The organism is Lysobacter firmicutimachus, assembly GCF_037027445.1.
GTDB lineage: Bacteria > Pseudomonadota > Gammaproteobacteria > Xanthomonadales > Xanthomonadaceae > Lysobacter > Lysobacter firmicutimachus.
In genome coordinates, this window is the sequence record NZ_JBANDL010000002.1 from 4,577,454 (window position 1) to 4,601,754 (window position 24,301).

The window sequence follows — 24,301 nt, forward strand, 5'->3', positions numbered from 1 at the left end:
GGGTTTCACCGCAATTCGCACCAGCAACTGCCCGCAGCGGAAACCACAGATAGGCGGCAACCATCAACGCTGGCTTGTTCATAACCTGCCCTGGGTCGACTTCGCGGCTAAAGGACATCGGGCCATGCCGATGCCCTTCACACCGTTCGCGGCTGATGGGCCATGTGCTGGCCTTGCTGATCGGCCTCCAGGGTGGCCTGCCGGGCTTGAACCTCGTTGGCCGCCTGCAGCTTCTCCAACGACCGTTCGACCGGCTGGGCCAAAGCTTCGTCGGTCCGCATGTGCGCACGCCGATGCGCCGGGTCGTTCAAGGCGCCCTCCACCGCGAACACGAACTCGCCGGGGCGGACCGTGCCGGCACCCTGGCTCAGTACGATGTGGTCGATCTTCGACAGCCCCGCCTCGCGCGCCATGCCGGCCACGCTGGCCGCCAGCCGCGCGCTGTTCTCGTCGTAGCCCCGTCCCAGCCCCTGCTCCATCCGCCGAACCGCAGCCTCGGCTTGGACCAGGAAGGGATCGTTCCTGGGCGCCGCGGCAGGCCCGACCGCACCGAGCGGACCGAGATAGCTCGGCAGACCGCGCTCCTCCAGGGGACGGTTCAACTCCGACGGAAACACGCGCGGCAAGGCCTGCTGCAACGTCGCCGGATCGATATCGCCGGTACGCGGCAAGCCGTTGGCATCTTGGTAGCGAATAACCGCGGCCTGCATCGATAGCCGGTAGACCCCGTCCTCCGGCAGCCGCTGACCATTGGCATCCAAGTAGCCTTGCTCGTTGAGTACGCGTTGCAACTGCTCGACGACGCCGGATGTCTCACCGATGCGGATCACCCCATCGTCGATGACGGGACGGGCTCCGATGCCCTGGTTGCGGCGTGCTGGGTCGATGGATAGCCGACCACTGACGAGATCGTCGACATAATTTTCGTAATGCTTGTAGTAACGCGTATCGACCTCCATGTGCACGTGCACTTTCGCTGTCGCCTGGTTGTTCTGCATACCCAGCGACTGCCCGTACGCCACTTCTGTGTCTTCTTGGACGTGAATCGGCTGCATATGCCGAATCCGCGCAATGACCTCTCCGCCCTTACGGTCGTAAATGTCGACCAGCCCTTCTGCCGCGTTGCACCGTCCAACATAACCAGCCACGGGCGAGGGAACATCAACATCGCGAACACCACGACCGCCTGAAGGAATGCGGGAGTCCTCCAGCATGAAATCCTTTTTTAAAAGTACTTGGTCCTCGGTCAAGTTGAGCGCGCCACGCTCGCCGCTTATAGCGATCTCCTGAACCTCGCCACCGATCAGCGCATGACGCCGCCCAGGCTGCGCGCGAATCACCCTGCCGTTCGAAACCACGGCGTCCTGATTGTCAAAAGGATGGTGTGTCACCAGGCTATCGAAACTTCCAACCGGAATGTTGACCGACACCCCTTTTTGGATGACGCGGTAGTTGACCGTAGCAATGCCTTCGTTCGAGTTCTGAAATCGATCCATGTCGTTATTCTCCTCGTCGCGGTCTACGATGCTTCAACGACAACGCACGTACTTTGCTGACCTGTTCTCGTCAATGATCGTCAGCAGCCCCGAATCTTCCCCGCTGATGGCGAAAACCTCGTAGTTGTCCACAGCCTCCCCGTCGATATGGAGGCGAGACTTGATCCGCCAGGCCTTCGGCCTCGTGGAGATTTGAACCACGCTTACCGGCTCGCTCCACTGCTCGTAATCGACGAGCTTGTTAGGCCGGATATCCATCCGGCTATCGCTATCGAGATTCCCCGGCAGTTCGCAGGTTGGCCCGCCCCCTTGCCATATACCAACCACCTCTTTGGGGTATTTCGCCTTCGCGACCGAACCGGCCGCATGAGCGTTAGCGCCCAGTCCAACACTCAACAGTGCAGTTGCCAGCGCATGGATCAATCCGTTCATCGCTTCGCCTCGCAATCTTCCGCTAGTAGTATTTGGCAAGACGCTCCAGCCACTTCATACATATCTCATCGTGGCTGCTACGCGGTGCTCCACCGCATTCTGCCCCATCGCCATGACCTCGGCTACGTGATACCCGCGGCTGCGCTTAAAGCACATTTCCGTCCGAAGTCCGATTCATTTCCGGCTAGTCAGCCAAGGTAATCAATAAGTGGCCGATGCAAAGACGGTCTACCGACCGCGCATCCGCAGGACTCGAACCGAGGACCGCCATCACATCGACACGGTCACGACGAAAGATGTATGCGAGCGGTTGGCCGATCCCATCTTCATCGATCCGCATCATGAAGCCGTCATCTTTCAGCCGCTTGGCGACCACGTCCAACTCCAAGCCGCACAGCGGCTGCCCGGTCGGCGGAGTATCGCCGTCGTACGCATAGTTCAGTTCGACGGCTTTGGGCGGCTTGGAGCCGCGAAAGATCACGCTGTAGAACCAGGGTGAGTCCGGCAGCTTGATGATGAGCCCATGGGCCCTACCACGGGGGTCGTACTTCAACGGAATGCCGGTCTTGGCTGCCACTTCATCAACGGTAAGACCATCGGTGGTTTTCAAACCGTCCAACAGCCGGAGCACCCGATTGCCGACCTCCAGCGGAGTCAGCTCGGGATACTCGGAGGGGGAACTGGGCCGGAAAGGCTCGGTCGACGTCATGTCGTGCGGCTCCTTGGGAGGCACGGATGGGTTGACTTTGGGCTCGTGCGCGCACGCGCTGCCTAGTACAAGAAGCGCCACCGCCGCTAATAGCGATCGCGATGCTCGGCCGACAACCCGTCCCGACGGTTCAAAGCGACGAAACTCAAAGTTGCGCATTCCATGCACCGCTCGCTCTGCAGATGTGGCGAGCATACGGGAACCCTGCTGCAACTGACAGAGAACCAGGAGTAGCGCGCCGCGGTAATAAGCACACTTCGAGACTGGCAAGACGGAATTTAGTAGGTTCCGCTGAGGCGTCCACCATCCATCAATCTTTCGACTGAATGGTCAAAACTTCCACACAGGAATCTATTCCGAGCGGACCGGGCATGCTGTGCCGACTCGGCACGGCCCGAATGCGCACTTCGTTTCGACTGAAAACATGTTCGAGCGTGCGTCCCATCTCGTCGATGTCGGTGGTCATGCCATAGCCCAGGGTCTTCAGACGCTCCGCAACCGCGGTCGCACCCAGTGCGCATGGAAATGCGTCAGCCGTCCGCGGGTTGTCAGGCGCCTCGTAGCGTATTTCGACGAAGCGCCGCCCGCCCTTGTCACGATAGATGACGTTGTAGAACCCAGCGTCCTGGGCCAGCTCTACGGCGAAGGCATGCACCTTGCCAGCCGGAGCGTACTTGAGCGGCATTCCGGTTCGCGCAATCACCTGCTCCAGCGAAAGCTCGTCCATCGACTCAAGCCGGTCGACGAGACTCAGGACACGTCGCCCGGCTTCCTCGGCTGTCAGTTCAGGAGATTCACTTGCCTGACTGATTCTGTAAGTATCGACCGGCACCGGATCGAAGGTCCCCGTAGCTCTCTTGTCTTTCGGGGCGTACGCGCAGGCGCTTGACATCATCGAACACAGCAGCATCGCAATGACGCTACCACGGGAAATCGCCATGGACTTCATGGTTGGCCCTTCGCCGTAATCATCAGTTGCGCCAGGCACAACCGGTGCGTTCCAGCCGTGCTGCCGGGCGTACTCGGGCCCGGAACCAATCGGACGATGAGCGGCGTGCGTTCGAAGTAGTAGGCCAAGTTCCGACCAAGCTCGTCCACATCGATCCATGGAGTGAAGCCATCGTCCTTGAGCCGCTTTGCGACCTCATCGACCGTCAGGGGACAAAGGGGCGCTCCCTTGGGCTGGGTGTCGCCGGCATAGGCATATTCGAGTTCCACCGCCCTACCCTGTCCGTCGCGATAGTTGAGGCCGTAGTACCAGGGCGAATCGGGCATCTGCACGGTGAACGCGTAGACCTTGCCTTTGGGTGCGTATCTCAGCGGCAGGCCGGTTTGGGCGATGACCTGTTCGAGCGACAGTTGCTCCATCGTGTCCAGTCCATCCAACAGCCGCAGCGCCCTATGCCCCACCGCTTCGGGCGTAAGGTCCGGGTACTCGGACGCTTGGCTAAGCCGATAAAGCGGCTGCCGTCGTTCGGTCTTCAAGTGCAGGAAGCTGATATCGCCCAGACAACGCGGCTGGGCGGCGGACTCGGTGAGCGTCAGCTCCATGTCGTTGCGGCGCGCACTGAAGCTGCGCGGCGCCGAGCCCGGTGCCGTTGACGCGTGCCAGCGAAGGCCGGCCAGCGCCGCAGCGCGCTGCATCGGGTAGCACGGCCGGTCGGCGACGAAGATCGACACCACCGGGCGATGCCAATATCGGTTGTCGATCTGTACGCCAGCCGCAACGAAGCCATCAACTAGCCCGACCGGACTACGGCTGTACACCTCCGGCGGGTCTTGGTGGCCGGTAGTAGACGGATATAGCGCCAATAGCGCGCGGAGCGCCCGGTCGTACCCCTGCGGCCCTTGCAGCGGCCAGCGCAGAAAGTCGTCGATGCCTACACGGGGCCGCGCTTGAACCCGGGCGGCGTCGCTATCCGGCGGCGCGGCCGAAGCGGCCTGGGTCGAGAGAAACAGGAACGCGAGCCACGCCGTGCAGGCTCTAAAAACATCGACGCTACTCATAGTTTCGCCCTCCCTGACAGCCGCCTCGCGATCGCGAAGCAGCTTAGGTCAGCGGCTGTGGCGGGGCAAAGACACAGTCGTCCGCTGCCGGACAACCAGCACCGATGCAACCGATTCCTCAGCCCTTCTCGCCAGACGCCCCTGCCTGCGCCAGCCGGGCCTTGAGGTCGGCCACGGCCTTGCGCTGCTCGGCCTTGGACAGCAGGCCCAGGGTCAGGATGGCCTCGGCCAGCACGTCGGTGTCGGCGTAGAGGAAGGCGAGCGGGACGCCCAGCGATTGCGCGATGCGGCGCGCGGTGGCCAGATCGGCGTCGTGGACGGCCTTTTCGTAGCGGTTGATGCGGACCGCGGCTGTTTCCTGCGGCAAACGTACAGACATGCCTAGTTCCTTCTGCTTTGGTGAAACACCAGCCCCAGAACATTTCATAGAGTCCTGAAGCAGAAGAAACCACGCTCAAACAGGTCCGTCAATTTCGTTTATCGTAATTACGATAAACGTATTATGCCGGAAACACTCTGCCATTGTTAAAATAGCGCCCAGCAGCAATATTTACTAGAAGCTTACGCACGGCGAAATGCGATATGTAGTGTGTCGCGGATTTTAAGTGCATATTTTCCGGTCCGCATAGCATATGGACTTTTCAAGACCAGCAAGTACATCCCTTGCAAGGCCTCCCGCGTCTCTACTGATGCGCGCTGAAGAAGTGCTGTAGTAAGAGCCTCGTCCAGATGGCAGTTTATAGAGTTATCACCATCCATAAGCAGCCAAAGTTGTGGGCCGGCGTTCCCGCCACCACTTGCTCGTGTGTAGGATATCTGCCCCCAATACCCTCCAAAATCACCCGGCCCATCGGCTTGCCCTTGAAAAGGCTTAAAAAAATCGCAAACTCGCACAGGATCATGTCCAGCGAGAACGACGAGCTGCGTGGAATTTCTGAATTCTGGCACCGTAACCAGTAGCCGAAGTAGTGAACTAAGACGCCTATGCGTCCTACCCTCCCGGGGTAGATCACCCTGCAGCCTGTGCGCTCGCCCCCCAACACGCTGCCTCGCTTGGCCCGGCACTGGATCAATCCCGCCAAGCGCATCGGCGCCATTATTCAGATCAATCTGAATAATCTGGCCACGATTGATACACTCATAGGCTTCCCCGTCCGCTCCGTCGCCCCACGGATCTCCCAAAATTTCGGTCTTATAAATACAACCATCGACATGGTGGGCTGCGAAGCACGCCGTCCTGTTGTTTACTGCGGGCCTTCGGAACCATGCCGCCGCATTACAAACAGTGCAAGAGAAATATCCACGCAAAGCCTCGCGCTCTGCATCACCCATATGATAGACGGCTTGAGCATATCTAGGTGAATCACCAATCGAGCAGTTAGCTACGTCCATACGCTACCATTCTGTTGGCTCAAGTTAAGACTACTTCACGTCAACGACTCTCAAAAAAGGACGCATCACGCGCCCCTCAGACTCAACATCCATAGACTCCTCGATAGGAGCAGGGATGATCTTAGAAAGAAAATCTGGAAGCACTCCCAAGTCATTAGCTAAACGCGTGAACCCTATACCGTGCACACTCTTCATAATCTGCAGCGCCTGCACGACGACCTCGCCATCTTCTTTGACAGCCAAAGCATCTTCCGCTTCCTCAATAGCTTCACCTCGGTTCTTGAGTGTAATAACCGCGCTTAAGTATTGAGCGTCATCAATCAAACCAAGAGATTTAGCGCGATACAAAATCGCTGCCTTACTAACCATAAAGGTGAGCTTCAGATCGCGGATACCTGACCAATCTAGACGCCCCCCACGTCTCGGAAAAGCTTTCAGAAAAGTGGAGCGAGGCAGCAAGAATGCTGAAGCGAACCTGTTCGCCTCGGTTTCGGTTTTCCTATCTCCCGTCACATGTCCTTCATGCAGAACTAAATGACCGAGCTCATGTGCAATATCAAATCGCTGCCTAAAGGGACTTCTCTTCGCATCATTGCGGACAATGACTGGCCGGCGAGATGTGATTGAAAGGGCATCTACTTCGGTAGATGCCTCCCGAAAGAAAGCCACAACTGCGCCAGCTCGCTCAACCACCCGCACCATATGAGAAATGGGCCCTAACCCCAGGCCCCAATGTGCTCGAAGCCGCTCTGATGCACGCTCTATTTCTTCCGCGGTCTCGAAGCCAGAATAATCCGGAAAATCCACGGCCGGCAGCTTTACATGCCTGTCGATATACTCAACAACTTGGTCAAAAATTGACCCCCTCGCAAGAACGGTCTGTCGCGTACTCGCCTTAGTTGTTGCAAGCTTGCGAAAGTGCGCTTGCTCTTCAGCTATTTGTGGCACAGAAAAGCTAAAAAGGAAGCTGGGCCTTACCTTCAGCGCCTCGGCCAAAAGATCGACAATCGGGTCATTTACCCCAGGCTTTGCCTTTCCTGTTTCGAGTTGTGAAATAAATTGTCGGGTCTTGCCAACGATATCAGCAATATCTTGGAGCGTGAGACCTAAATAATGACGCGCCAAGCGCATCTGCCCCCCATTAAAAACACTATCCCGCACGCCGCTCATTATCAATTTCCTTAGAGGAAATATGGGGCTCTAGCCCCCCCTCTGCCTCAACACGCTCATCGCCAAAAATTGGCGTGAGCGAGATAGGATCCAAGTGTGCAGCCGCTGGGATATCGTTATCAGTAGAGCGGAAAGCACGGACAGATTCAGTAAATTGCCACTTGGCAACAATTTCCCCAATCACGTTGTATCCGACGAAGAAAACTCTATTTTCGTCGATATCTGTCAGTGCGCGCTCAACGATAAAACGCCAGAGCGCTGGAGTGGTATCGGGCTGAGTTCCAAAGTCTAGCGGCAATTGCCCTGCTTCGCCTTCAGTAGGGCTCAAAACCCTTGCCTTACGGGGTTTCGTATGATCATCGATAAAGAACCGGACCGGCACGTCACCGATCCCAATGACTAAGTCATTGCCTGCGTGGCGGATTGTCAGCCACTCATGATCTTTAGAACGCACAAGCAATAAGAGTGCGTTCTTAATCCATGCCCAGGGAAGAACAGCACGAGAATATGAGCAATCGTATTTCGTACTTGTTGCGGTAATCGCCTTTGTAAGTACATCAAGCATCACCTCCCCCACAACGCTAAGTCGCTTACCGCTCAGCTCAGGGGAAAACTCTTCGGGGGTTGCCAAATCGCTCACTTGACTGTTCTCTCGCTTGGATTTGTAAAGCACCTTTTAGTGCCAATCGGGAGATTTGTCAAGCAGCATGTTGCAGCTAATAGAGCCCCCTAATCCATTTCAACTCATTGTTTTAGTAGGAATTACGCGCATCAACATGCGTCCTCATCAAGCCCCCAACGTAGGCGGGATCATCGCTTAGGCTGGGCTATATCGCCAAATCAGATTCACTTGTGTTGTCTTTAGGCGAAGAGAACCATGCCTTGTATGCGTCTGGATCATAGAATGACGCGGATTCGATTTCTTTAATTGCTATCACCTTGATCCAGTCACTAATTCCGTCCGGATCAAAATCACCGAACTTGTCAATGACGGCTTGAGCCTCGGCGATATCGTTAGCCAATTTCTCGCGCTCAACAGCAATTCTCTCCGCATAACCAAATCCATTAGCAGCGACCCCCTTATCAAAGAAATCCAAAATACCTTTTCTAGAATAAATATATTGCTTAGCCTCCCAAAGAGATATAACAGGATAATCTGTCCGCCCTCCCCCCATCCGAAGAGTGTCTTTATCTCTATACGCCGAAAAGGAAGGGAGTATCTCTACGCACGCATCTGAATTTTCTATATTTGGCGGAACTTCTAAAATACGACCGCAGTATATTTTTCTAGACTTAAGAGTGATGAGAACCAATTTTTGATTATCCGCAGCTTTCCTCAAGAGCTGGCAAAGCGCATTTCCAAAATTATCTGTCAACTTATTATAGACACGCTTGGCTGTGGGGCGCCCGGTACGCCCATATCGGAGCCACAGAATAAAATTCAATGCTAAAGCACCGCCCACAGCCACCACGATAGTCAGTAATAGACGACATGCGTAGGGAACGGGAATAGCGATGTCGATTGCCCTGCCAATCGCCAGGATAAAGCCCCCTTGCAAATAAGGAGCCGATCTCAAAATGCCCGTTACTCCAAAAACAAAGGCGCCGAGCACGAGCCCGGCGCCTGCAGCCATGAAAAATAACTTTTGTCCTTCAGCCTTACTGCTGAAATAGCGAAATGGGTAAAAGATCAGATTGAACAAATACCCGCTGATCAACAGTGCAAGGAGTACTAATGCGGAGCTTCCTGCTGCCATAGAACTCACCTGATCTTTGCTAAGCGCCCTAGATCAATCTGCTTTAATTTTTCAAGAGCCCTCAACCCATCGCGCTTTCCGACGACAACCCTTCCCACGTCTATTTTCAGCGTTCCGCCGAAACTTTGGGACGACTGAAGCTCACGAAGCATTTTCGTAGCAGACTTTTCGTAACTAGATAGGAAGTTGGCTAAGTTCTTTTCATCCTTGGCCATGACTGCCTCCACTTCTCCTGATGGACGCATTTAGCTTAGCTCCTTATCATCTCAGAATGCGAGACGCAAGCAGCTTGGCTCATTAGTGCCTTCTGCTCGCGCTCCTCAAACCCCCAACGGATTCTGTTCCCCACATCGATCTTGTACTGCTTGATCGCCCGAGCCACATCCTTCCCGGTCATCTTGCCTTCCGCCGCCAGCGCCGCGATGGCGGCGTGGGCGATGTAGTAGCGGTCGACTTCGAAGTGGCGGCGCAGGTAGGCGCGGGGGCGCTGCGGCCGAAGCCATCGGTGCCCGAGCAGGGTGTAACGCATCGGCACGTAGGCGCGGACTTGTTCCGGGTACATGCGGATGTAGTCGGTCGCGGCGATGGCCGAACCCTGGCGGCGGTCCGGCACTTCCATCACGGCCGCCATATCAAGCACTAGCCTTCCACCGGCATCACGATCCTCGCCTTGATCCCAACCTCCTGCAGAGCAGGTACAGCAGCCCGCCGCCGTCGATCAGCTCCATCGGTTTGCCTTCGGAGAACTTGTAGGCGTCCGAGCCGTAGCTGCTGGTCGCCACCAGAATCCCCTTGCTGGCCCCCTCGTTGAGCATGGTGCCGTAGAGATCGCGGACGGCCGATACGCCGACCGTGTTGCGGTAGCGCTTGGCCTGGATAACGACTTTGCCGCCCAGCACGGGGCGGGTGTCGAACGCGACCGCGTCCACGCCGCCGTCGCGGCTTGCGCGGGTCTGCTTGGTGTCCAGGCCCATCTTGGCGAACAAGTTGCTGACCAGGGCTTCGAATTCGGTCGGCGCCAGGTCCATCAGGTTCGGGCGCTGGTCGAGCCCTTCCAGCACGTCCTGCTGCTCGATGAAGCGGGGGTCGGCCATGTCGAATTCGATCACCGGCTTGACCGCAATGGCTTCCTCCGGCCTGGGCGATACCTGGGCGCCAAGGTTCCTGAGGCATTGGGCCGGCTCTACCCGGGCCAAGTTGATCTGGTTGAAATCCGGTTTCTGCGCTCGCACCGAGATCAGGCAGACGCGCTCGTCCCGACCGGTGGACGGGTTCACCCGGTGGATGAAGCCGTTGAAGACGCACAGGTCCAGGTGGTTGGCCTGGTCGGATTCAAACAGCTCGTGCACGGTGCGCAGCGCGGTCTGGGCGACGACCTCGCGGTAGAGCTTGGCGATGTCGGCCGGCTTGCGCGGCTTCTCGTCGATTTCGTCGCGGGTGCGGACGTATTTGTATTCGACCACCGCCGGAACGATATCGGGGTTCGGCAGATCCAACTCGACGACGGCCTGCCTGGACTCCGGGATGTAGGCGACTCGGTGGACGTCCGGAAACCCTTCCGGGTAGATCGAGCGATCCAGCACCATGTCCAGGTAGAGGGTCACCGTTTCCGGGTCGCCGGCCCGATAAGAAGCCTCAAGCTCGTCCACCTCGGCTTTTCGCTGCGCGACTTTCAGTTCGAACGCAGCCTTGTCGGCTTCGTATTCTTTCTGGTGCCGCTCCAGCTCGGCCTTTCGCACCGCCGCAGCGGATTCGTAGGACTTGGCTGCCGCTTCGTACTTGCGCTGCGCCTCGGCCAAGTCGCGCTCGTGGCGCTTCTTCATCCCCAGAGTTTTTTCCAGCAGCGTCCGCGGCGCCACCAGCGCCATGAATTTATCCCGGGACGGCGCCTGGATCGGATTCTTCAGGTCGGCAGGCAGGTAGTACGGCGGAAACTTTTCCCGGATAAGTAGAGACGAAAAGTCGATCCTGTCGTCGACCGCCAAGGTGGCGGCCAGGATCGTCTGAAGCTCTTCGACGCGCTGTTCGCTGTCCACCGTCAGCTCTTCGGCCTCGGCCTGGCGGTCCAGCAGATACTCCTGGCGTTCGGCTTTCTCCTGCGCCTTGCGCTCCCGCTCGGTTGCGCGCGCGTCCTGAAGCGCTATCCGTGCCTCAGTCTTGGCTTGCTGGTCGCTCAGCCGGATCGCCCGGGCGAGCTCGCGCTCTCGACGCCGCAGATCGGCTTGATGCTGTTTTGCCGCGCGCGCACTGGCGCGAACCATAGCGCCAACGAAGCCCTCGATGCCTTTCCGTCGCCCCATACGACCCCCTGTCGTGGCGTGGCTATTGATAATCCGAATGGTGCTGTCCTGCCTTGCGTCCGGACGACTGCGCCGGAACTTCCAGACCGCGACTTCTTGCCCTACGTAGATCAGCGAAGAATCCGGCCATCGCCCAATGCATCGCTTCGCGGACAGGGGCTGCTAGCCGATCCCCCGCCGCTGAGCCTCCTGCTGCACCTGCGGCTGCAAGGCCTGTTCGGCCGCCATCTGCCGATCGACCTCGTGCAGGCGCTGCACCGACTCTTGAACAGGCATCTGTGCCGCGACGTCGGTGCGCATGTGCGCGCGCAGGTGGGCCGGGTCATCGAGGCGGCCTTGGACGACGAAGACGTTTTCGCCGGGGCGGCTTTCGCGCCCTTCGCCGCTCAGCACGACGTGGTCGATACGGCTCAGGCCGTTCTGGCGGGCCAGGCAGGCCAGGCTGGCGCTCATGCATTCGCTGGCCTGGTCCGGGGTGCGGCCCAGGCTGGCGTCGAGGCGGTGCACGGCGACGCGGGCCTGGGCCAGCATCGGGTGGTCGGGCGCAGCCGGCTGGGCCGGGGAATGCGTTTCGGCGCCGGGGGATCGCGCGGCCAAGGCGGCGTGCTCGGCCTGGGTGTGCAAGCGGCCGTAGCGTTCGTCGAGCACGCTCTCGACGTTTTCGCGCAGGCGATCGAGAAAGTCCTTTTCGGGCTGGCGCGGCGGCACCATGCGGTCCATCGGTTTAACCGGGAGCTCTTCGTCCGTGTACGGCTCGCCGGCGTCGCGGCCGCCGGGGTTGGGGAACGGGCCCTCCGGCCATTGCGGCGGCCAGTTGAGCCGCGGATCGCCGGTAGGCAGGCGTTTGTCGTTCGGGCCCATGGGGTTCATCTGCCAGCGGTCCTCGCCCAGCCATTGCACGCCGCCGGCCTGGCGGGGCGCGGCATCGATCAGCTCGCGCGCGCCGGCGACGACGTCGTGCCAACTGCTCGAGGGTTGCGCGGCCAGGCGCTTGCCCAGGGCGATGCCGAGCTCGTTGTTGTGCTCGTCCATGCGATTGGTATCGGCGGCCTGGCCGGTGCGGTTGCCGTCCCACTCGTGGAAGTCGAGCGCGGCGCGGGCGTAGGACTCGCCGAACTGGCGTGTCAGCTCGGCGGACAGCAGCAGGTGGCGGTAGGCATCGGCCGGGCCGTTGTTGCGCCCGGGCAACTGAGAGTGCACGGATTCCTTGATCGCCTGGGTGGCCACGCCGGAGGTGGCCAGATCACTCATCGAAAAGTCTGCCATGACCTTGCTTCTCCTTGCGTTGCGTGTCGCGCCCACCGGCGCCGATACGACTAGTTTTCCTTGCTCTTGACCCAGCGGCCCTGCTCGAAGCGCCAGGTCGAGTCGAGTTCGCCGCAGTTCGAGTACAGCTTGAACTCGCCGCTGGGCAGGCCGTCGCGGAAACGGCCTTCCCATTCGGCGCATTCGCGCGGGTGCTTGTCGCCGAAGAAGGTGTCGTAGGCGGCGCCGGTGTAGGGACGGCCGTCGCGGGTGCGGGCGGCGCTGGGCAGGATGTCCTGGCCCTTGATGTCGAGCTGCAGTTCGCCGGCGTGCACGAGCGCGGGGTCGGCCGCATTGGTGCAGCCGCTGGCGGCAAGGCCTAGGGCAAGAACGAGGGCGAGACGAAAGCGGATGGCGAGACGAGGTCCGTTCATCGTGTTCACATCCCTGACGGCAGCGGCCGGTGCGCCGCCCAGACGGTTCAAAACTAAAAGTGCCTCCGGCAAAAAACAAGGGCGGCCTTGCGGCCGCCCTTGCTTGTCACATTAACCGGCGACTCGATCAGACGCCGAGCGGATTCGGCTTCTCCACATCGATCTTGTACTGCTTGATCGCCCGAGCCACATCCTTCCCGGTCATCTTGCCTTCCGCCGCCAGCGCCGCGATGGCGGCGTGGGCGATGTAGTACCGATCGACTTCGAAGTGCCTACGCAGGTTCGCGCGCGTATCCGAGCGGCCGAAGCCGTCGGTGCCGAGCACGGTGTAGCGCATCGGCACATAGGCGCGGACCTGTTCCGGGTACATGCGGATGTAGTCGGTCGCGGCGATGGCCGGGCCCTGGCGGCCTTCCAGCAGTTCGGTGATGTAGGGCTTGCGCGGGGTCTTGGCTTCGGGGTTGACGCGGTTCCAGCGCTCGGCGTCGATGGCTTCGCGGGCCAGTTCGTTGAAGCTGGGGCAGGACCAGATGTCGGCGGTGACGCCGAAGTCCTTGTCGAGCAGCTCGGCGGCGGCGATGGCTTCGCGCAGGATGGTGCCGCTGCCCATCAGCTGGACGCGCAGTTCGCCCTTCTTGGGCTTGCCGGCGTCCTTGAGCAGGTACATGCCCTTGATGATCCCGTCCGCGCTGCCTTCCGGCATGTCGGGGTGCGGGTAGTTCTCGTTCATCAGGGTGAGGTACCAGTACTCGTCGCGCTGCTCGGTCAGCATGCGCTGCATGCCGTGCTGGAGCAGGGTCACCACTTCGTAGCTGAAGGTCGGGTCGTAGCTGCGGCAGTTCGGGATCAGGCCGGCCTGGACCATGCTGTGGCCGTCTTCGTGCTGCAGGCCCTCGCCGTTAAGCGTGGTGCGGCCGGCGGTGGCGCCGAGCAGGAAGCCGCGCGCGCGCATGTCCGCCGCCTGCCAGGCGCTGTCGCCGATGCGCTGGAAGCCGAACATCGAGTAGTAGATGTACAGCGGCAGCATCTGCAGGTCGTTGGTGCTGTAGCTGGTGGCGGCCGCCAGCCAGGACGCGAACGCGCCGGCTTCGGTGATGCCTTCTTCCAGCACCTGGCCGGTGACGTCTTCGCGGTAGTACATCAGCTGGTCGCGGTCGACCGGCTTGTACTTCTGGCCGTGCGGGGCGTAGATGCCGAGCTGGCGGAACAGGCCTTCCATGCCGAAGGTGCGGGCTTCGTCGGCCACGATCGGCACCAGGCGCGGGCCGACCTGCTTGTCGCGCAACGCAATGTTCAGCGCCTGCACGAACGACATGGTGGTGCTGATTTCGCGCTCGCCGGTGCTCTTGAGCAGGCGGTCGAAGGCTTCCAGCTTGGGCACTTCCAGCGAGGTGCTGGCCTTGCGCCGGCGCTGCGGCAGGTAGCCGCCGAGAGCCTTGCGGCGCTCGTGCATGTATTCGACTTCCGGCGACTTCTCGCCGGGGTGGTAGAACGGCACCGCGCCGTCCTTGAGCTGGTCGTCGGTGACCGGGATGTTGAAGCGGTCGCGGAACAGGCGGACGGCTTCGTCGTCCATCTTCTTGGTGCCGTGGGTCGGGTTGAGCGACTCGCCCGAGGCGCCCATGCCGTAGCCCTTGACCGTCTTGGCCAGGATCACGGTCGGCATGCCCTTGGTGTTCACCGCATCAAAGTAGGCGGCGTAGACCTTGTGCGGGTCGTGGCCGCCGCGGTTGAGGCGCCAGATGTCGTCGTCGGACAGGTTGGCGACCAGCGCGGCGGTCTCCGGGTACTTGCCGAAGAAATTGTCGCGGGTGTACTTGCCGCCGAAGGCCTTGCAGTTCTGGTATTCGCCGTCGACGGTTTCCATCATCAGCTGGCGCAGCTTGCCGGTGGTGTCGCGGGCCAGCAGCGGGTCCCAGTAGCTGCCCCAGATGGTCTTGATGACGTTCCAGCCGGCGCCGCGGAACTGGCCTTCCAGCTCCTGGATGATCTTGCCGTTGCCGCGCACCGGGCCGTCCAGGCGCTGCAGGTTGCAGTTGATGACGAAGATCAGGTTGTCCAGGCCTTCGCGGCCGGCGACCGAGATCGCGCCGAGGGATTCGGGCTCGTCGGTTTCGCCGTCGCCGAGGAAGGCCCAGACCTTGCGGTCGGACTTGGGCAGCAGGCCGCGGCCTTCCAGGTACTTCCAGTTGCGGGCCTGGTAGATCGCGCTGATCGGGCCCAGGCCCATCGACACGGTCGGGATCTGCCAGTAGTCGGGCATCAGCCAGGGGTGCGGGTAGGAGCTGACGCCGCGGCCGTCGACTTCCATGCGGAAGTTGTCGATCTGCGATTCGCTGATGCGGCCTTCGAGGAAGGAGCGGGCGTAGATGCCGGGCGAGCTGTGGCCCTGGATGCCGATCAGGTCGCCGGGGTGGTCGGCCGAGGGCGCGCGCCAGAAGTGGTTGAAGCCGACGTCGTACAGGGTGGCCGCGGAGGCGAAGCTGGCGATGTGGCCGCCGAGGTCGCCGGGCTTGCGGTTGGCGCGCACGACCATGGCCATGGCGTTCCAGCGGATCAGCGAGCGGATCCGCCATTCCATCGCGGCGTCGCCGGGGCTCTTGGCCTCCAGGTGCGGCGGGATGGTGTTGATGTATTCGGTGGTGGGCTGGAACGGCAGGTGGGCGCCGGCGCGGCGGGTCACCTCGACCATGCCCTCGAGCAGCTGGTGGGCGCGCTCGGCGCCGTCGCGGGCGATGACGGCCTGGACGGATTCGACCCATTCCTGGGTTTCGATCGGATCGGGATCGTTCTGGAGCAGGTCGTGCAAAGAGCTGGCAAGCGGCTGATTCATCGATCTCGCGGCCCCGTGGCCGCGCCTCGGAGGTGGGGGGCGGATTAGAGCCCCGAGTCTAACAAACGGCGACCGGGTTACGGCTTGCGGGGGGTGGCCGGTGGGGTGGACTAGTTCGTTTTGGCTAGGGGCGTAGGTGTGGATACGGGGGCGTGCGGTGAGTGTGCGGCAGTGGCCTTTGCCGCTGCGGGTCGGGTGGTTTTTGTAGGAGCGGCGTGAGCCGCGACAGCCGCAGCGGTGGTCGACAGCGTTTTGGCCGAAGTCGGTCGAATCGGGGTGTTGGAGAGGTTCGTTCCGCTTAGTCGGGCTTCGGATGGGGCGCTTGCGTGCACCGCTGCGGATGTCGCGGCTTATGACCGGAGGAAATCCCCGTGGGACGCCGCTCCTACAGGGGGCGGTACGTCGTGTTAGAGGGGAGCGGCTGCGGTTTGCAGGAGGCGGTGCGGTGGGGCGGCGCGGGTGTAGGGCGGGACGCCGTCGATCGGGACGGTTTTTTGTAGGAGCGGCGTGAGCCGCGACAGCCGCAGCGGTGGTCGACAGCGTTTTGGCCGAAGCCCGTCGAATCTGGGTGTTGGGGATGCTCTCTCGGTTGGACGGGCTTCGGATGGGGCGCTTGCGTGCACCGCTGCGGTTGTCGCGGCTTACGCCGCTCCTACAGGGGGCGGTACGTCGTGTTAGAGGGGAGCGGCTGCGGTTTGCAGGAGGCGGTGCGGTGGGGCGGCGCAGGTGTGGGGCGGGACGCCGTCGATCGGGACGGTTTTTTGTAGGAGCGGCGTGAGCCGCGACGACCGCAGCGGTGTTTGACAGCGTGTTGGCCGAAGCCGGTCCAGTCGGAGTGTTGGGAGGTTCGTTCCGGTTGGCCGGGCTTCGGATGGGACGCTTGCGTGCACCGCTGCGGATGTCGCGGCTTACGCCGCTCCTACAGGGGGCGGTACGTCGTGTTAGACGGGAGCGGCTGCGGTTTGCAGGAGGCGGTGCGGTGGGGCGGCGCGAGTGTGGGGCGGGACGCCGTCGATCGGGACGGTTTTTTGTAGGAGCGGCGTAAGCCGCGACAACCGCAGCGGTGGTCGACAGCGTTTTGGCCGAAGCCGGTCGAATCGGCGCGTTGGGGAGGTTCGTTCCGGTTGGCCGGGCTTCGGATGGGACGCTTGCGTGCACCGCTGCGGTCGTCGCGGCTTACGCCGCTCCTACAGGGGGGCGGTACGTCGTGCTAGAGGGGAGCGGCTGCGGTTTGCAGGAGGCGGTGCGGTGGGGCGGCGCGGGTGTGGGGCGGGACGCCGTCGATCCAGACGGCGCCCCAGTAGGGGTAGTCGCCGATGTTTTGGACCAGGCCGGCGCGTAGTGGATTGGCGACGAGGTAACGGGCTGCGCTCAGCAAGCAATCGTCCTGGCGCAGCGCGCGGTCGTGGTAGGCGGCGGCCCATACCTGGCAGGCCAGCGGCAATGCGAAGCGGATGTGGCGGGCGGTGTTGGATTTCAGCCGGCACATCAGGTCCGGCAAGGTTTCCCAGGCGCCGAGTTCGATCAGTCCGTGCCAGTGGTCGGGCATCAGCACCCAGGCGAGCAGGCGCGAGCGCGGCCAGAGGCGGCGGTCGAGCAAGGCCTCGGCCATGGTGTGGGCGAGGATGGGATCTGCGAACAGCGCGCGGCGGTCGCGGGTGACGCAGGTGACGAAATAGACACGGCCGGATTCGGATGCGCGGCCGCGACGCAACGCGACATGTCCGGGTGGGCGTGGCGGGATCGAGGCCATGCGGGCAGCGTGGTCGCTGCGGCGTTGAAGCGGGATCGGAATAGGCGACGTCGCGCGGTGGGGTTTCGCCGCAGCCGGTGGTCGCGACAATGCCGCTTTCTGTAGGAGCGGCGTGAGCCGCGACAACCGGAGCGGTGGTCGAAAGCGCTGTAGCCGAAGCGGCGATGCGCCGGTTGCGGCGAGTTTCGGATGATGCGCTTGCGTGCGTCGCTTCGGTTGTCGCGGCTTACGCCGCTCCTACAGGGGGCGGCACGCGGGACAGCTCACGCGCTGCGCAGCACCACGATGCCGGCGACGACCAGGCCGACGCCGGCCAGGCGCATCGGGGTCAGGGCTTCGCCGAACAGGACCGAGCCGATCAGCACGGTGCCGGCGGCGCCGATGCCGGTCCACACGGCGTAGGCGCTGCCGACCGGCAGCGCGGTCAACGCGCGGCCGAGCAGCCAGACGAAGGCGATCAGCGAGATCACCGACAGCACGCTCCAGCCCAGGCGGGTGTAGCCCTGGGACAGTTTCATGGTCAGCGCCCAGACCACGTCGATCAGGCCGGCGGCGATCAGCAGGATCCAGGCTGTGCCGGGGCGCAACACGTCGGCGTTCATGGGGTCTTCTCCCGGCGCAGCGCCTCGGCGACGGCCGGGCGGGCGCGCACGCGTTCGAGGTAGGCGGCGATATGGGGGTAGTCGTCGAGCGCGATCTTCAGCGGCCGCACCCAGTCGACGACGGTGAACAGATAGGCGTCGGCGATGCCGAAGCGATCGCCGAGCAAGTACGGGCGGCCGTCGAGTTGGCGTTCGACCACCGCCAGGCGCTTGAACAGCCGCTCGCGCGCGACCTGCGCGGCCTGTTCGCCGTATTCGGGATGGAACAGCCACGGGCTGAAGGTCTTGTGCAGTTCGGTGCCGATGAAGACCAGCCAGCGGTGCAGTTCGTCGCGCTCGGCGCTGCCGGCGGGCGGGGCCAGGCCGCCGTCCGGATGGGCGTCGGCCAGATGCAGCAGCATCGCCGAGCCCTCGGTGAGGATGCGTCCGTCGTCGAGTTCCAGCACCGGCACGTAGCCGAGCGGGTTGATCTGGCGGAAGTCGCGGCCGTCGGCGACCACGACCGGGTCGGCGCCGAGGCGCACCCGGCGCAGTTCGACGTCGAGACCGAGTTCGCGGATCGCCAGGTGCGGGGCGAACGAGCAGGTGCCGGGGGTGAAGTACAGTTTCATGAGGGCGCTCCGTTGGGATGGCGCTACTTTCGGCGTCCGCCGCGGCGGCGCCAACACGGCGAATCGACAAGGATTGCTTGCAGATGCGACACGAACGCTTGGGCCTGGACGACCTGGAACTGGTGCGCGCGATCGGCGCGCACGGCAGCCTGACCGGCGCGGTCAAGGCGCTGGGGCTGGACCATTCCAGCGCGTTCCGGCGCCTGGCGGCGATCGAGGCGCGGGTCGGCGCAGCGCTGTTCCGGCGCAGCCGGCGCGGTTACACGCCCACCGACGCCGGTGAGCTGACCATCGCCGGGGCGCAGCGCATGCTGGCCGAGAGCGAGCGCCTGCAGCGCGAGCTGTCGGGGCGCGATGCGCGCACCGAGGGCCGGATCCGGATCACCCTGCCCGACACGTTGGCGCCGGTGGCGGCGCGGATGTGCGCGGCGTTCCGCGCCGAGCAGCCGGGGCTGCGTTGCGAGCTGGTGATCGCCAATGCGTTCCTGAGCCTGCAGCAGCAGGACGCCGACGTGGCCTTGCGCGCCAGCGCGCTGGCGCCGGAGGGTTTGTCGTCGCGCAAGGTGGCGGCGATTTCGATCGCGGCGTATGCGGCCAAGGCCGCGCTGCCGGCGCGGGCGAAGCTGTTGGACGAGGCGGCGTTGGTGCAGGGCGATTGGGTGGCGCTGGACGAGAGCCTGGCGCACCTGTCCTCGGCGCAGTGGTTGCAGGGACGGGTGGCGGAGGAGCGGATCGCGATGCGGGTCAATACCCTGCCGGCGGCGCTGGCGGCGTGCGAGGCGGGCTTGGGGCGGGCGTTGTTGCCGTGCTATCTGGCCGATGCCTCGCCGTGGGTGCGGCGGATCTCGGCGCCGCTGGCGCCGGTGCAGACGGATCTGTGGTTCGCCACCCATCCGGACCTGCGGCGTTCGGCGAAGGTGAAGTTGTTGCGCGAATTCGCGCTGCGTTGGCTGCCGGGCGAAGTGGCACTGGCGTGACGCGGTTGTAGGAGCGGCGTGAGCCACGACAAGGGACGCGGAGAAAATGCGGGCGACATCGTCGTTGGTCGGGGTTGCGAATGCGACTGCGGCATGGCGCCAAGAGCAAATCCTCCGCCCCCTTTTTCAAAGGGGGGAATCCTTCGGGCAGGGGTGCGGGTGCGGTTAGTACGTGGCTTCTTGTAGGAGCGGCGTGAGCCGCGACAGCCGAAGCGGCGTTCGGAAGCGGGGGTTCCGAAGCGCAGTGTGTAGGTGCGAGGTTTTGGATAAGACGCTGACGTCAACCGCTTCGGTTGTCGCGGCTCACGCCGCTCCTACAGGGGCGATACGCCGCTCCTACAGGGGGCGGTACGCCGCTCGGCATCAAAGCGCGCGCATCTCGGCGTCGAGCCAGCGCAGGAAGGCGCGCACGGGCGGGTGGCGTTCGCGGCCGGGGACGGTCAGGACGTGGTAGGTCTCGCCGGGGACGGTGATGTCGGGGCGCACGGGCGCGAGCAGGCCGCGGGCGACGCTGCCGGCGACGACGATCGAGCTCGCCAGCACCAGGCCCTGGCCGGCGCCGGCGGCGTGCATGGCGTAGTGCTCTTCGTCGTAGTCGCGCACCACCGTGTCCGGCCCCAGCCAGGCGACGCCGGCCCGTTCGCACCAGGCCGCCCAACTGCAGGGGTACAGGGTCGAATCGCCCCAGGCGACGCCGATCAAGGTCGGGGCCGGGTCGGCGGCGAGTCGTTCGATGCGGTCTGACGCGCCGTAGACGCCGAAGCGTTCGCGCAGGCCGCCGTGGCGGACCAGGCCGGACGGCGGCGTACCGCCGTAGCGGATCGCGACATCGACGCCGGCGTCGAGGTTGAGGTCGACCACCTGCGCGCCGGTGTCGATGCGCACGCTCAGTTCGGGATGCTGCTGGTAGAAGCGGCCGATGCGCGGGATCAGCCACAGCGCGGCGAACGAGGCGGTGGTGGTCACGGTCAGGCTGCCGACGCTGCGTTGCGGACGCAGGCTGTCGACGCGGTGGACGATGTCGAGCAAGGCACCGTGCACGGCGTCGAACAGACGCCGGCCTTCGCCGGTCAGGGCGACGCCGCGCGCGCGGCGTTCGAACAAGGGGGTGCCGAGCCAGGCTTCGAGTTGGCGGACCTGGTGCGAGATCGCGGTCGGGGTGACGTGCAGTTCTTCGGCGGCGGCCTTGAAGCTGAGCCGGCGGGCGGCGGACTCGAAGCTGCGCAGGGCGGTCAGGGGCAGGTCGGCGAACACGCGGCGGCTCCGGCTTTGGCTGAACTGATTTCAGCCATAACGAATTTTCGTCCTTTGTGGACGGATTCGGTGGCGATCTAGATTCACCCCTCCGGCCAGCCTAGCGCCGCTACCCGAGTCCCTCAATGTCCACCGCCCCGCCCCGTTTACTGATCCTCGCCGCCAGCCCCCGCCGCGACGGCAACAGCGCCGCCCTGGCCGCCGCCGTGCGCGAGGGCGCGCAAGCCGCCGGCACGCCGGCGGTGGTGCGCTTCCTCGACGATCATCTCGGCGGGTTCCTGCGCGATTGCCGGCAGTGCCGCGACGCGGACGGGCGCTGCCGGATCGACGACGGCTATCGCGAGCTGTTCTTCGACGAGTTCCTGCCGGCGCAAGGCGTGGCGCTGTGCACGCCGGTGTATTGGTACGGAATGTCGGCGCAGGCCAAGGCGTTCTTCGACCGGATGTTCTGCTATTTCGCCCGCAGCTATCCGGATTACGCGCAAACGCGCGCGGGGGTGGCCGGCAAGAAGGTCGCGCTGCTGACGGCGTCGGAGGAGATCTATCCGGGCGTGGCGCTGGGCATCGTCCAGCAGTTGCAGGAGTACGCGCGCTATACGCGTTCGCAGTTGGTCGGCACGGTGCACGCCTACGGCAATCAGCGTGGCGAGATCGTCGATGCGCCGGAGGCGCCGTTGGAGGCGGCGCGGGCTTTGGGCCGCGAGTTCTTTACCCGGCGCTATTGGGATTTGCAGTTCGATAGCGTGCGCTGAAGCGGCCGCGTTCACCTGTAGGAGCGGCGTGAGCCGCGACAAGGGACGCGCAGAAAACGCAGGCGCGGCGTTGTCGATCGGGGCCGCAAACTGCGCCGGAGCATGGCGCCAAGAGCAAAGCCCCCTGCTCCCTTTTTCAAGGAGGAAACAGCTTGGACGCGAGATTCCGCTGCTTCTGCGGCGGCGCGGGCTGGCCGCGCCGCCGGAACCCGATCAGGCCTTGCGCTCGGCTTCGCGGGCGGCGCGGATCTGGGCGTCGACCGCGGCGATCGCGGTCATGTTGACCACCCGGCGCGGGGTCGAGGCCGGGGTCAGGATGTGCGCCGGCTTGTCCAGGCCCATCAGGATCGGGCCGATCGCCACGCCGTCGGTCATCACCCGGACCATGTTGTAGGTGATGTTGGCCGCGTCGAGGTTGGGCAGCACGAACAGGTTGGCGCGGCCGTGCAGGGTCGCGTTGGGGAAGATGCGCTTGCGCAGCAGATCGTCCCAAGCCGTGTCGGCCTGCATCTCGCCGTCGATTTCGAGCTTGGGCTGGCGCTGCTTCACGATCTGCCGGACCTTGCGCATCTTCGCCGCCGACGGGTTGTCGTGGCTGCCGTAGTTGGAGTGCGACAGCAGCGCGACCTTGGGCTCGATGCCGAACAGCTTGAGGCGGTAGGTCGCCTGCAAGGTCGCCTCGGCGATCTGCTCGGCGGTCGGGTCGACCTGCACGTGGGTATCGAGGAAGAACCACGCGCCCTGGTCGTTGATCACGCCGGTCATCGCCGCGGTGCCGGACACGCCCGGGTCGAAGTCGAAGATGCTGCGCATGTAGCCCAGCTTCTTGTGGAAGCGGCCGACCAAGCCGGAGATCATCGCATCGGCCTCTCCTCGTTCGACCATGAGGGCCGCGATGAGGGTCGGGCGCGAACGCAGCAGGTTCTTGGCCGCGGCCGGGGTGACCCCGCGGCGCTCGGTCAGGGCGTGGTACTGCTGCCAGTATTCGTTGAAGCGCGGGTCGTCGTTGATGTTGGTCAACTCGAAGTCGACGCCTTCGCGCATGCGCAGGCCCAGGCGCTGGATGCGGGTTTCGATGACGTCGGGACGGCCGATCAGGATCGGATAGGCCAGCTCTTCGTCGATCACCGTCTGCACCGCGCGCAGCACGGTCTCTTCCTCGCCCTCGGCATAGACCACGCGCTTGCGGTCGGCGCGGGCCTTGTCGTACACCGGCTTCATCAGCAGGCTGGTGCGGTAGATGTACTGGCTGAGCTTTTCCTCGTACGCGTCCATGTCGGCGATCGGACGCGCGGCGACGCCGGAGTCCATCGCCGCCTTGGCCACGGCCGGGGCCAGCATCACCAGCAGGCGCGGGTCGAACGGGCGCGGGATCAGGTACTCGGCGCCGAAGGTCGGCACTTCGCCGCCGTAAGCGCCGCCGAGGTCGGAGGATTCCATCCGCGCCAGCTGAGCGATCGCGCGCACGCAGGCCAGCTTCATCTCCTCGTTGATCACCGTCGCGCCGACGTCGAGCGCGCCGCGGAAGATGTAGGGGAAGCACAGTGCGTTGTTGACCTGGTTCGGGTAGTCCGAACGGCCGGTGGCGATGATGCAGTCCGGACGCACGGCCTTGGCGTCTTCCGGCAGGATTTCCGGGTAGGGATTGGCCAGCGCCAGGATGATCGGCTTGTCGGCCATGGTCGCGACCATCTCGGCCTTGAGCACGCCGCCGGCCGACAGGCCCAGGAACACGTCGGCGCCGGCGACGATGTCGGCCAGGGTGCGCTTGTCGGTGTCGCGTGCGTAGCGCTCCTTGTCCGGGTCCATCTTGCCGCGGCCGGTGTAGAGCACGCCGTCGCGGTCGACCGCGAGGATGTTCTCCGGCTTCATGCCCAGGGCGACCAGCATGTCCAGGCAGGCGATGCCGGCCGCGCCGGCGCCGCTGGTGGCCAGCTTGACGTCCTCGATCTTCTTGCCGACCACTTCCAGCGCATTGAACACCGCGGCGCCGACGATGATCGCGGTGCCGTGCTGGTCGTCGTGGAACACCGGGATCTTCATCCGCTCGCGCAACTTGCGCTCGACGATGAAGCACTCCGGCGCCTTGATGTCTTCCAGGTTGATGCCGCCGAAGGTCGGCTCCAGCGAGGCGATGATGTCGACCAGCTTGTCCGGGTCGCGCTCGTCGATCTCGATGTCGAACACGTCGATGCCGGCGAACTTCTGGAACAGCACGCCCTTGCCTTCCATCACCGGCTTGCCGGCCAGCGGGCCGATGTCGCCCAGGCCGAGCACGGCGGTGCCGTTGCTGATCACCGCGACCAGGTTGCCGCGGGCGGTGAGCTCGCTGGCGGTGTTCGGGTCTTCGACGATCGCCTCGCAGGCGTAGGCCACGCCCGGCGAGTAGGCCAGGGCCAGGTCGCGCTGGGTCACCATCGGCTTGGTCGCGGTGACCTTGATCTTGCCCGGCGGGTTGAGGCGGTGGTAGTCGAGCGCGGCGGTTTTCAGATCGTTGTCGGACATCAGATAAAAGTGCCGTGGCGAGGGCGCGAGGTGGTCGGGCTAGCAGTCTAAAGGATCGCCGAGGCGGATTCG

21 protein-coding genes and 1 pseudogene are annotated in these 24,301 nt (G+C 63.4%); 2 read left to right on the forward strand and 20 right to left on the reverse strand.

The features are described 5' to 3' along the window. Positions 1–137: 137 nt before the first annotated feature. The 18 genes and pseudogenes from V2J18_RS19835 to gstA form a co-directional block, all read right to left on the reverse strand. Positions 138–1,496, reverse strand: coding sequence for a peptidoglycan-binding protein (locus tag V2J18_RS19835; RefSeq protein WP_064747417.1), 1,359 nt, complete (start codon positions 1,494–1,496; stop codon positions 138–140). A 33-nt stretch (positions 1,497–1,529) separates the two neighbouring features. Further along, entirely contained in the window at positions 1,530–1,928 is a 399-nt protein-coding gene (locus V2J18_RS19840) for a hypothetical protein (protein WP_141233411.1), read from the reverse strand. 184 nt (positions 1,929–2,112) lie between these two features. After that, positions 2,113–2,637, reverse strand: coding sequence for a hypothetical protein (locus tag V2J18_RS19845; protein ID WP_336132668.1), 525 nt, complete (start codon positions 2,635–2,637; stop codon positions 2,113–2,115). 310 nt (positions 2,638–2,947) lie between these two features. Continuing rightward, the gene (locus tag V2J18_RS19850; RefSeq protein ID WP_336132669.1) at positions 2,948–3,586 is read right to left on the reverse strand and encodes a hypothetical protein; all 639 of its coding nucleotides are present in this window, start codon (positions 3,584–3,586) and stop codon (positions 2,948–2,950) included. Next, entirely contained in the window at positions 3,583–4,644 is a 1,062-nt protein-coding gene (locus tag V2J18_RS19855) for a hypothetical protein (RefSeq protein WP_336132670.1), read from the reverse strand. Before V2J18_RS19855 ends, V2J18_RS19850 begins: the two co-directional genes overlap by 4 nt. Before the next feature lie 118 nt (positions 4,645–4,762). After that, a complete protein-coding gene (locus V2J18_RS19860) occupies positions 4,763–5,023 on the reverse strand; it encodes a transcriptional regulator (RefSeq protein ID WP_336132671.1) in 261 nt (86 codons plus the stop codon). 1,043 nt (positions 5,024–6,066) lie between these two features. Further along, positions 6,067–7,206 (reverse strand): helix-turn-helix domain-containing protein, encoded by a 1,140-nt coding sequence (locus V2J18_RS19865; RefSeq protein ID WP_336132672.1) that lies wholly within the window; start codon positions 7,204–7,206, stop codon positions 6,067–6,069. After that, positions 7,187–7,879, reverse strand: coding sequence for a hypothetical protein (locus V2J18_RS19870; RefSeq protein ID WP_336132673.1), 693 nt, complete (start codon positions 7,877–7,879; stop codon positions 7,187–7,189). The genes V2J18_RS19865 and V2J18_RS19870 overlap by 20 nt, the downstream gene beginning before the upstream one ends. A gap of 154 nt (positions 7,880–8,033) precedes the next feature. Beyond that, complete coding sequence (locus tag V2J18_RS19875; RefSeq protein WP_336132674.1) at positions 8,034–8,963, reverse strand: hypothetical protein; 930 nt, start codon at positions 8,961–8,963, stop codon at positions 8,034–8,036. Between the two features lie 5 nt (positions 8,964–8,968). Next, the gene (locus tag V2J18_RS19880; RefSeq protein ID WP_336132675.1) at positions 8,969–9,178 is read right to left on the reverse strand and encodes a hypothetical protein; all 210 of its coding nucleotides are present in this window, start codon (positions 9,176–9,178) and stop codon (positions 8,969–8,971) included. Between the two features lie 105 nt (positions 9,179–9,283). After that, positions 9,284–9,591, reverse strand: a pseudogene (locus V2J18_RS19885) (transketolase-like TK C-terminal-containing protein); the annotation flags it as partial. Between the two features lie 28 nt (positions 9,592–9,619). Continuing rightward, entirely contained in the window at positions 9,620–11,224 is a 1,605-nt protein-coding gene (locus tag V2J18_RS19890) for a restriction endonuclease (protein WP_336132676.1), read from the reverse strand. Positions 11,225–11,425: 201 nt separating this feature from the next. Continuing rightward, a complete protein-coding gene (locus V2J18_RS19895) occupies positions 11,426–12,529 on the reverse strand; it encodes an XVIPCD domain-containing protein (RefSeq protein WP_336132677.1) in 1,104 nt (367 codons plus the stop codon). A gap of 50 nt (positions 12,530–12,579) precedes the next feature. Continuing rightward, entirely contained in the window at positions 12,580–12,942 is a 363-nt protein-coding gene (locus V2J18_RS19900; protein ID WP_336132678.1) for a hypothetical protein, read from the reverse strand. Between the two features lie 127 nt (positions 12,943–13,069). Next, positions 13,070–15,775: a pyruvate dehydrogenase (acetyl-transferring), homodimeric type gene (gene aceE / locus V2J18_RS19905; RefSeq protein WP_336132679.1), complete on the reverse strand. Its 2,706-nt coding sequence runs from the start codon at positions 15,773–15,775 to the stop codon at positions 13,070–13,072. 1,210 nt (positions 15,776–16,985) lie between these two features. Further along, positions 16,986–17,528: an REP-associated tyrosine transposase gene (locus V2J18_RS19910; protein ID WP_336132680.1), complete on the reverse strand. Its 543-nt coding sequence runs from the start codon at positions 17,526–17,528 to the stop codon at positions 16,986–16,988. 263 nt (positions 17,529–17,791) lie between these two features. Further along, entirely contained in the window at positions 17,792–18,130 is a 339-nt protein-coding gene (locus V2J18_RS19915) for a DMT family transporter (protein ID WP_064746637.1), read from the reverse strand. After that, positions 18,127–18,741 carry a glutathione transferase GstA gene (gstA, locus tag V2J18_RS19920; protein WP_064746638.1) on the reverse strand — a complete coding sequence of 205 codons (615 nt, stop codon included), beginning with the start codon at positions 18,739–18,741 and terminating at the stop codon, positions 18,127–18,129. The genes V2J18_RS19915 and gstA overlap by 4 nt, the downstream gene beginning before the upstream one ends. 83 nt (positions 18,742–18,824) lie before the next feature. Between gstA and V2J18_RS19925 the strand changes: the two genes are divergently transcribed. Continuing rightward, positions 18,825–19,718, forward strand: a complete 894-nt coding sequence (locus tag V2J18_RS19925; protein WP_064746639.1) for a LysR family transcriptional regulator — start codon at positions 18,825–18,827, stop codon at positions 19,716–19,718. 363 nt (positions 19,719–20,081) lie between these two features. Here V2J18_RS19925 and V2J18_RS19930 read toward each other — a convergent pair whose 3' ends face one another. Next, positions 20,082–20,972, reverse strand: a complete 891-nt coding sequence (locus V2J18_RS19930; protein WP_336132681.1) for a LysR substrate-binding domain-containing protein — start codon at positions 20,970–20,972, stop codon at positions 20,082–20,084. Positions 20,973–21,097: 125 nt separating this feature from the next. Between V2J18_RS19930 and V2J18_RS19935 the strand changes: the two genes are divergently transcribed. Beyond that, positions 21,098–21,724 (forward strand): flavodoxin family protein, encoded by a 627-nt coding sequence (locus tag V2J18_RS19935; protein ID WP_336132682.1) that lies wholly within the window; start codon positions 21,098–21,100, stop codon positions 21,722–21,724. A gap of 213 nt (positions 21,725–21,937) precedes the next feature. Here V2J18_RS19935 and V2J18_RS19940 read toward each other — a convergent pair whose 3' ends face one another. Continuing rightward, the gene (locus tag V2J18_RS19940; protein ID WP_336132683.1) at positions 21,938–24,229 is read right to left on the reverse strand and encodes an NADP-dependent malic enzyme; all 2,292 of its coding nucleotides are present in this window, start codon (positions 24,227–24,229) and stop codon (positions 21,938–21,940) included. Positions 24,230–24,301: the final 72 nt, after the last annotated feature.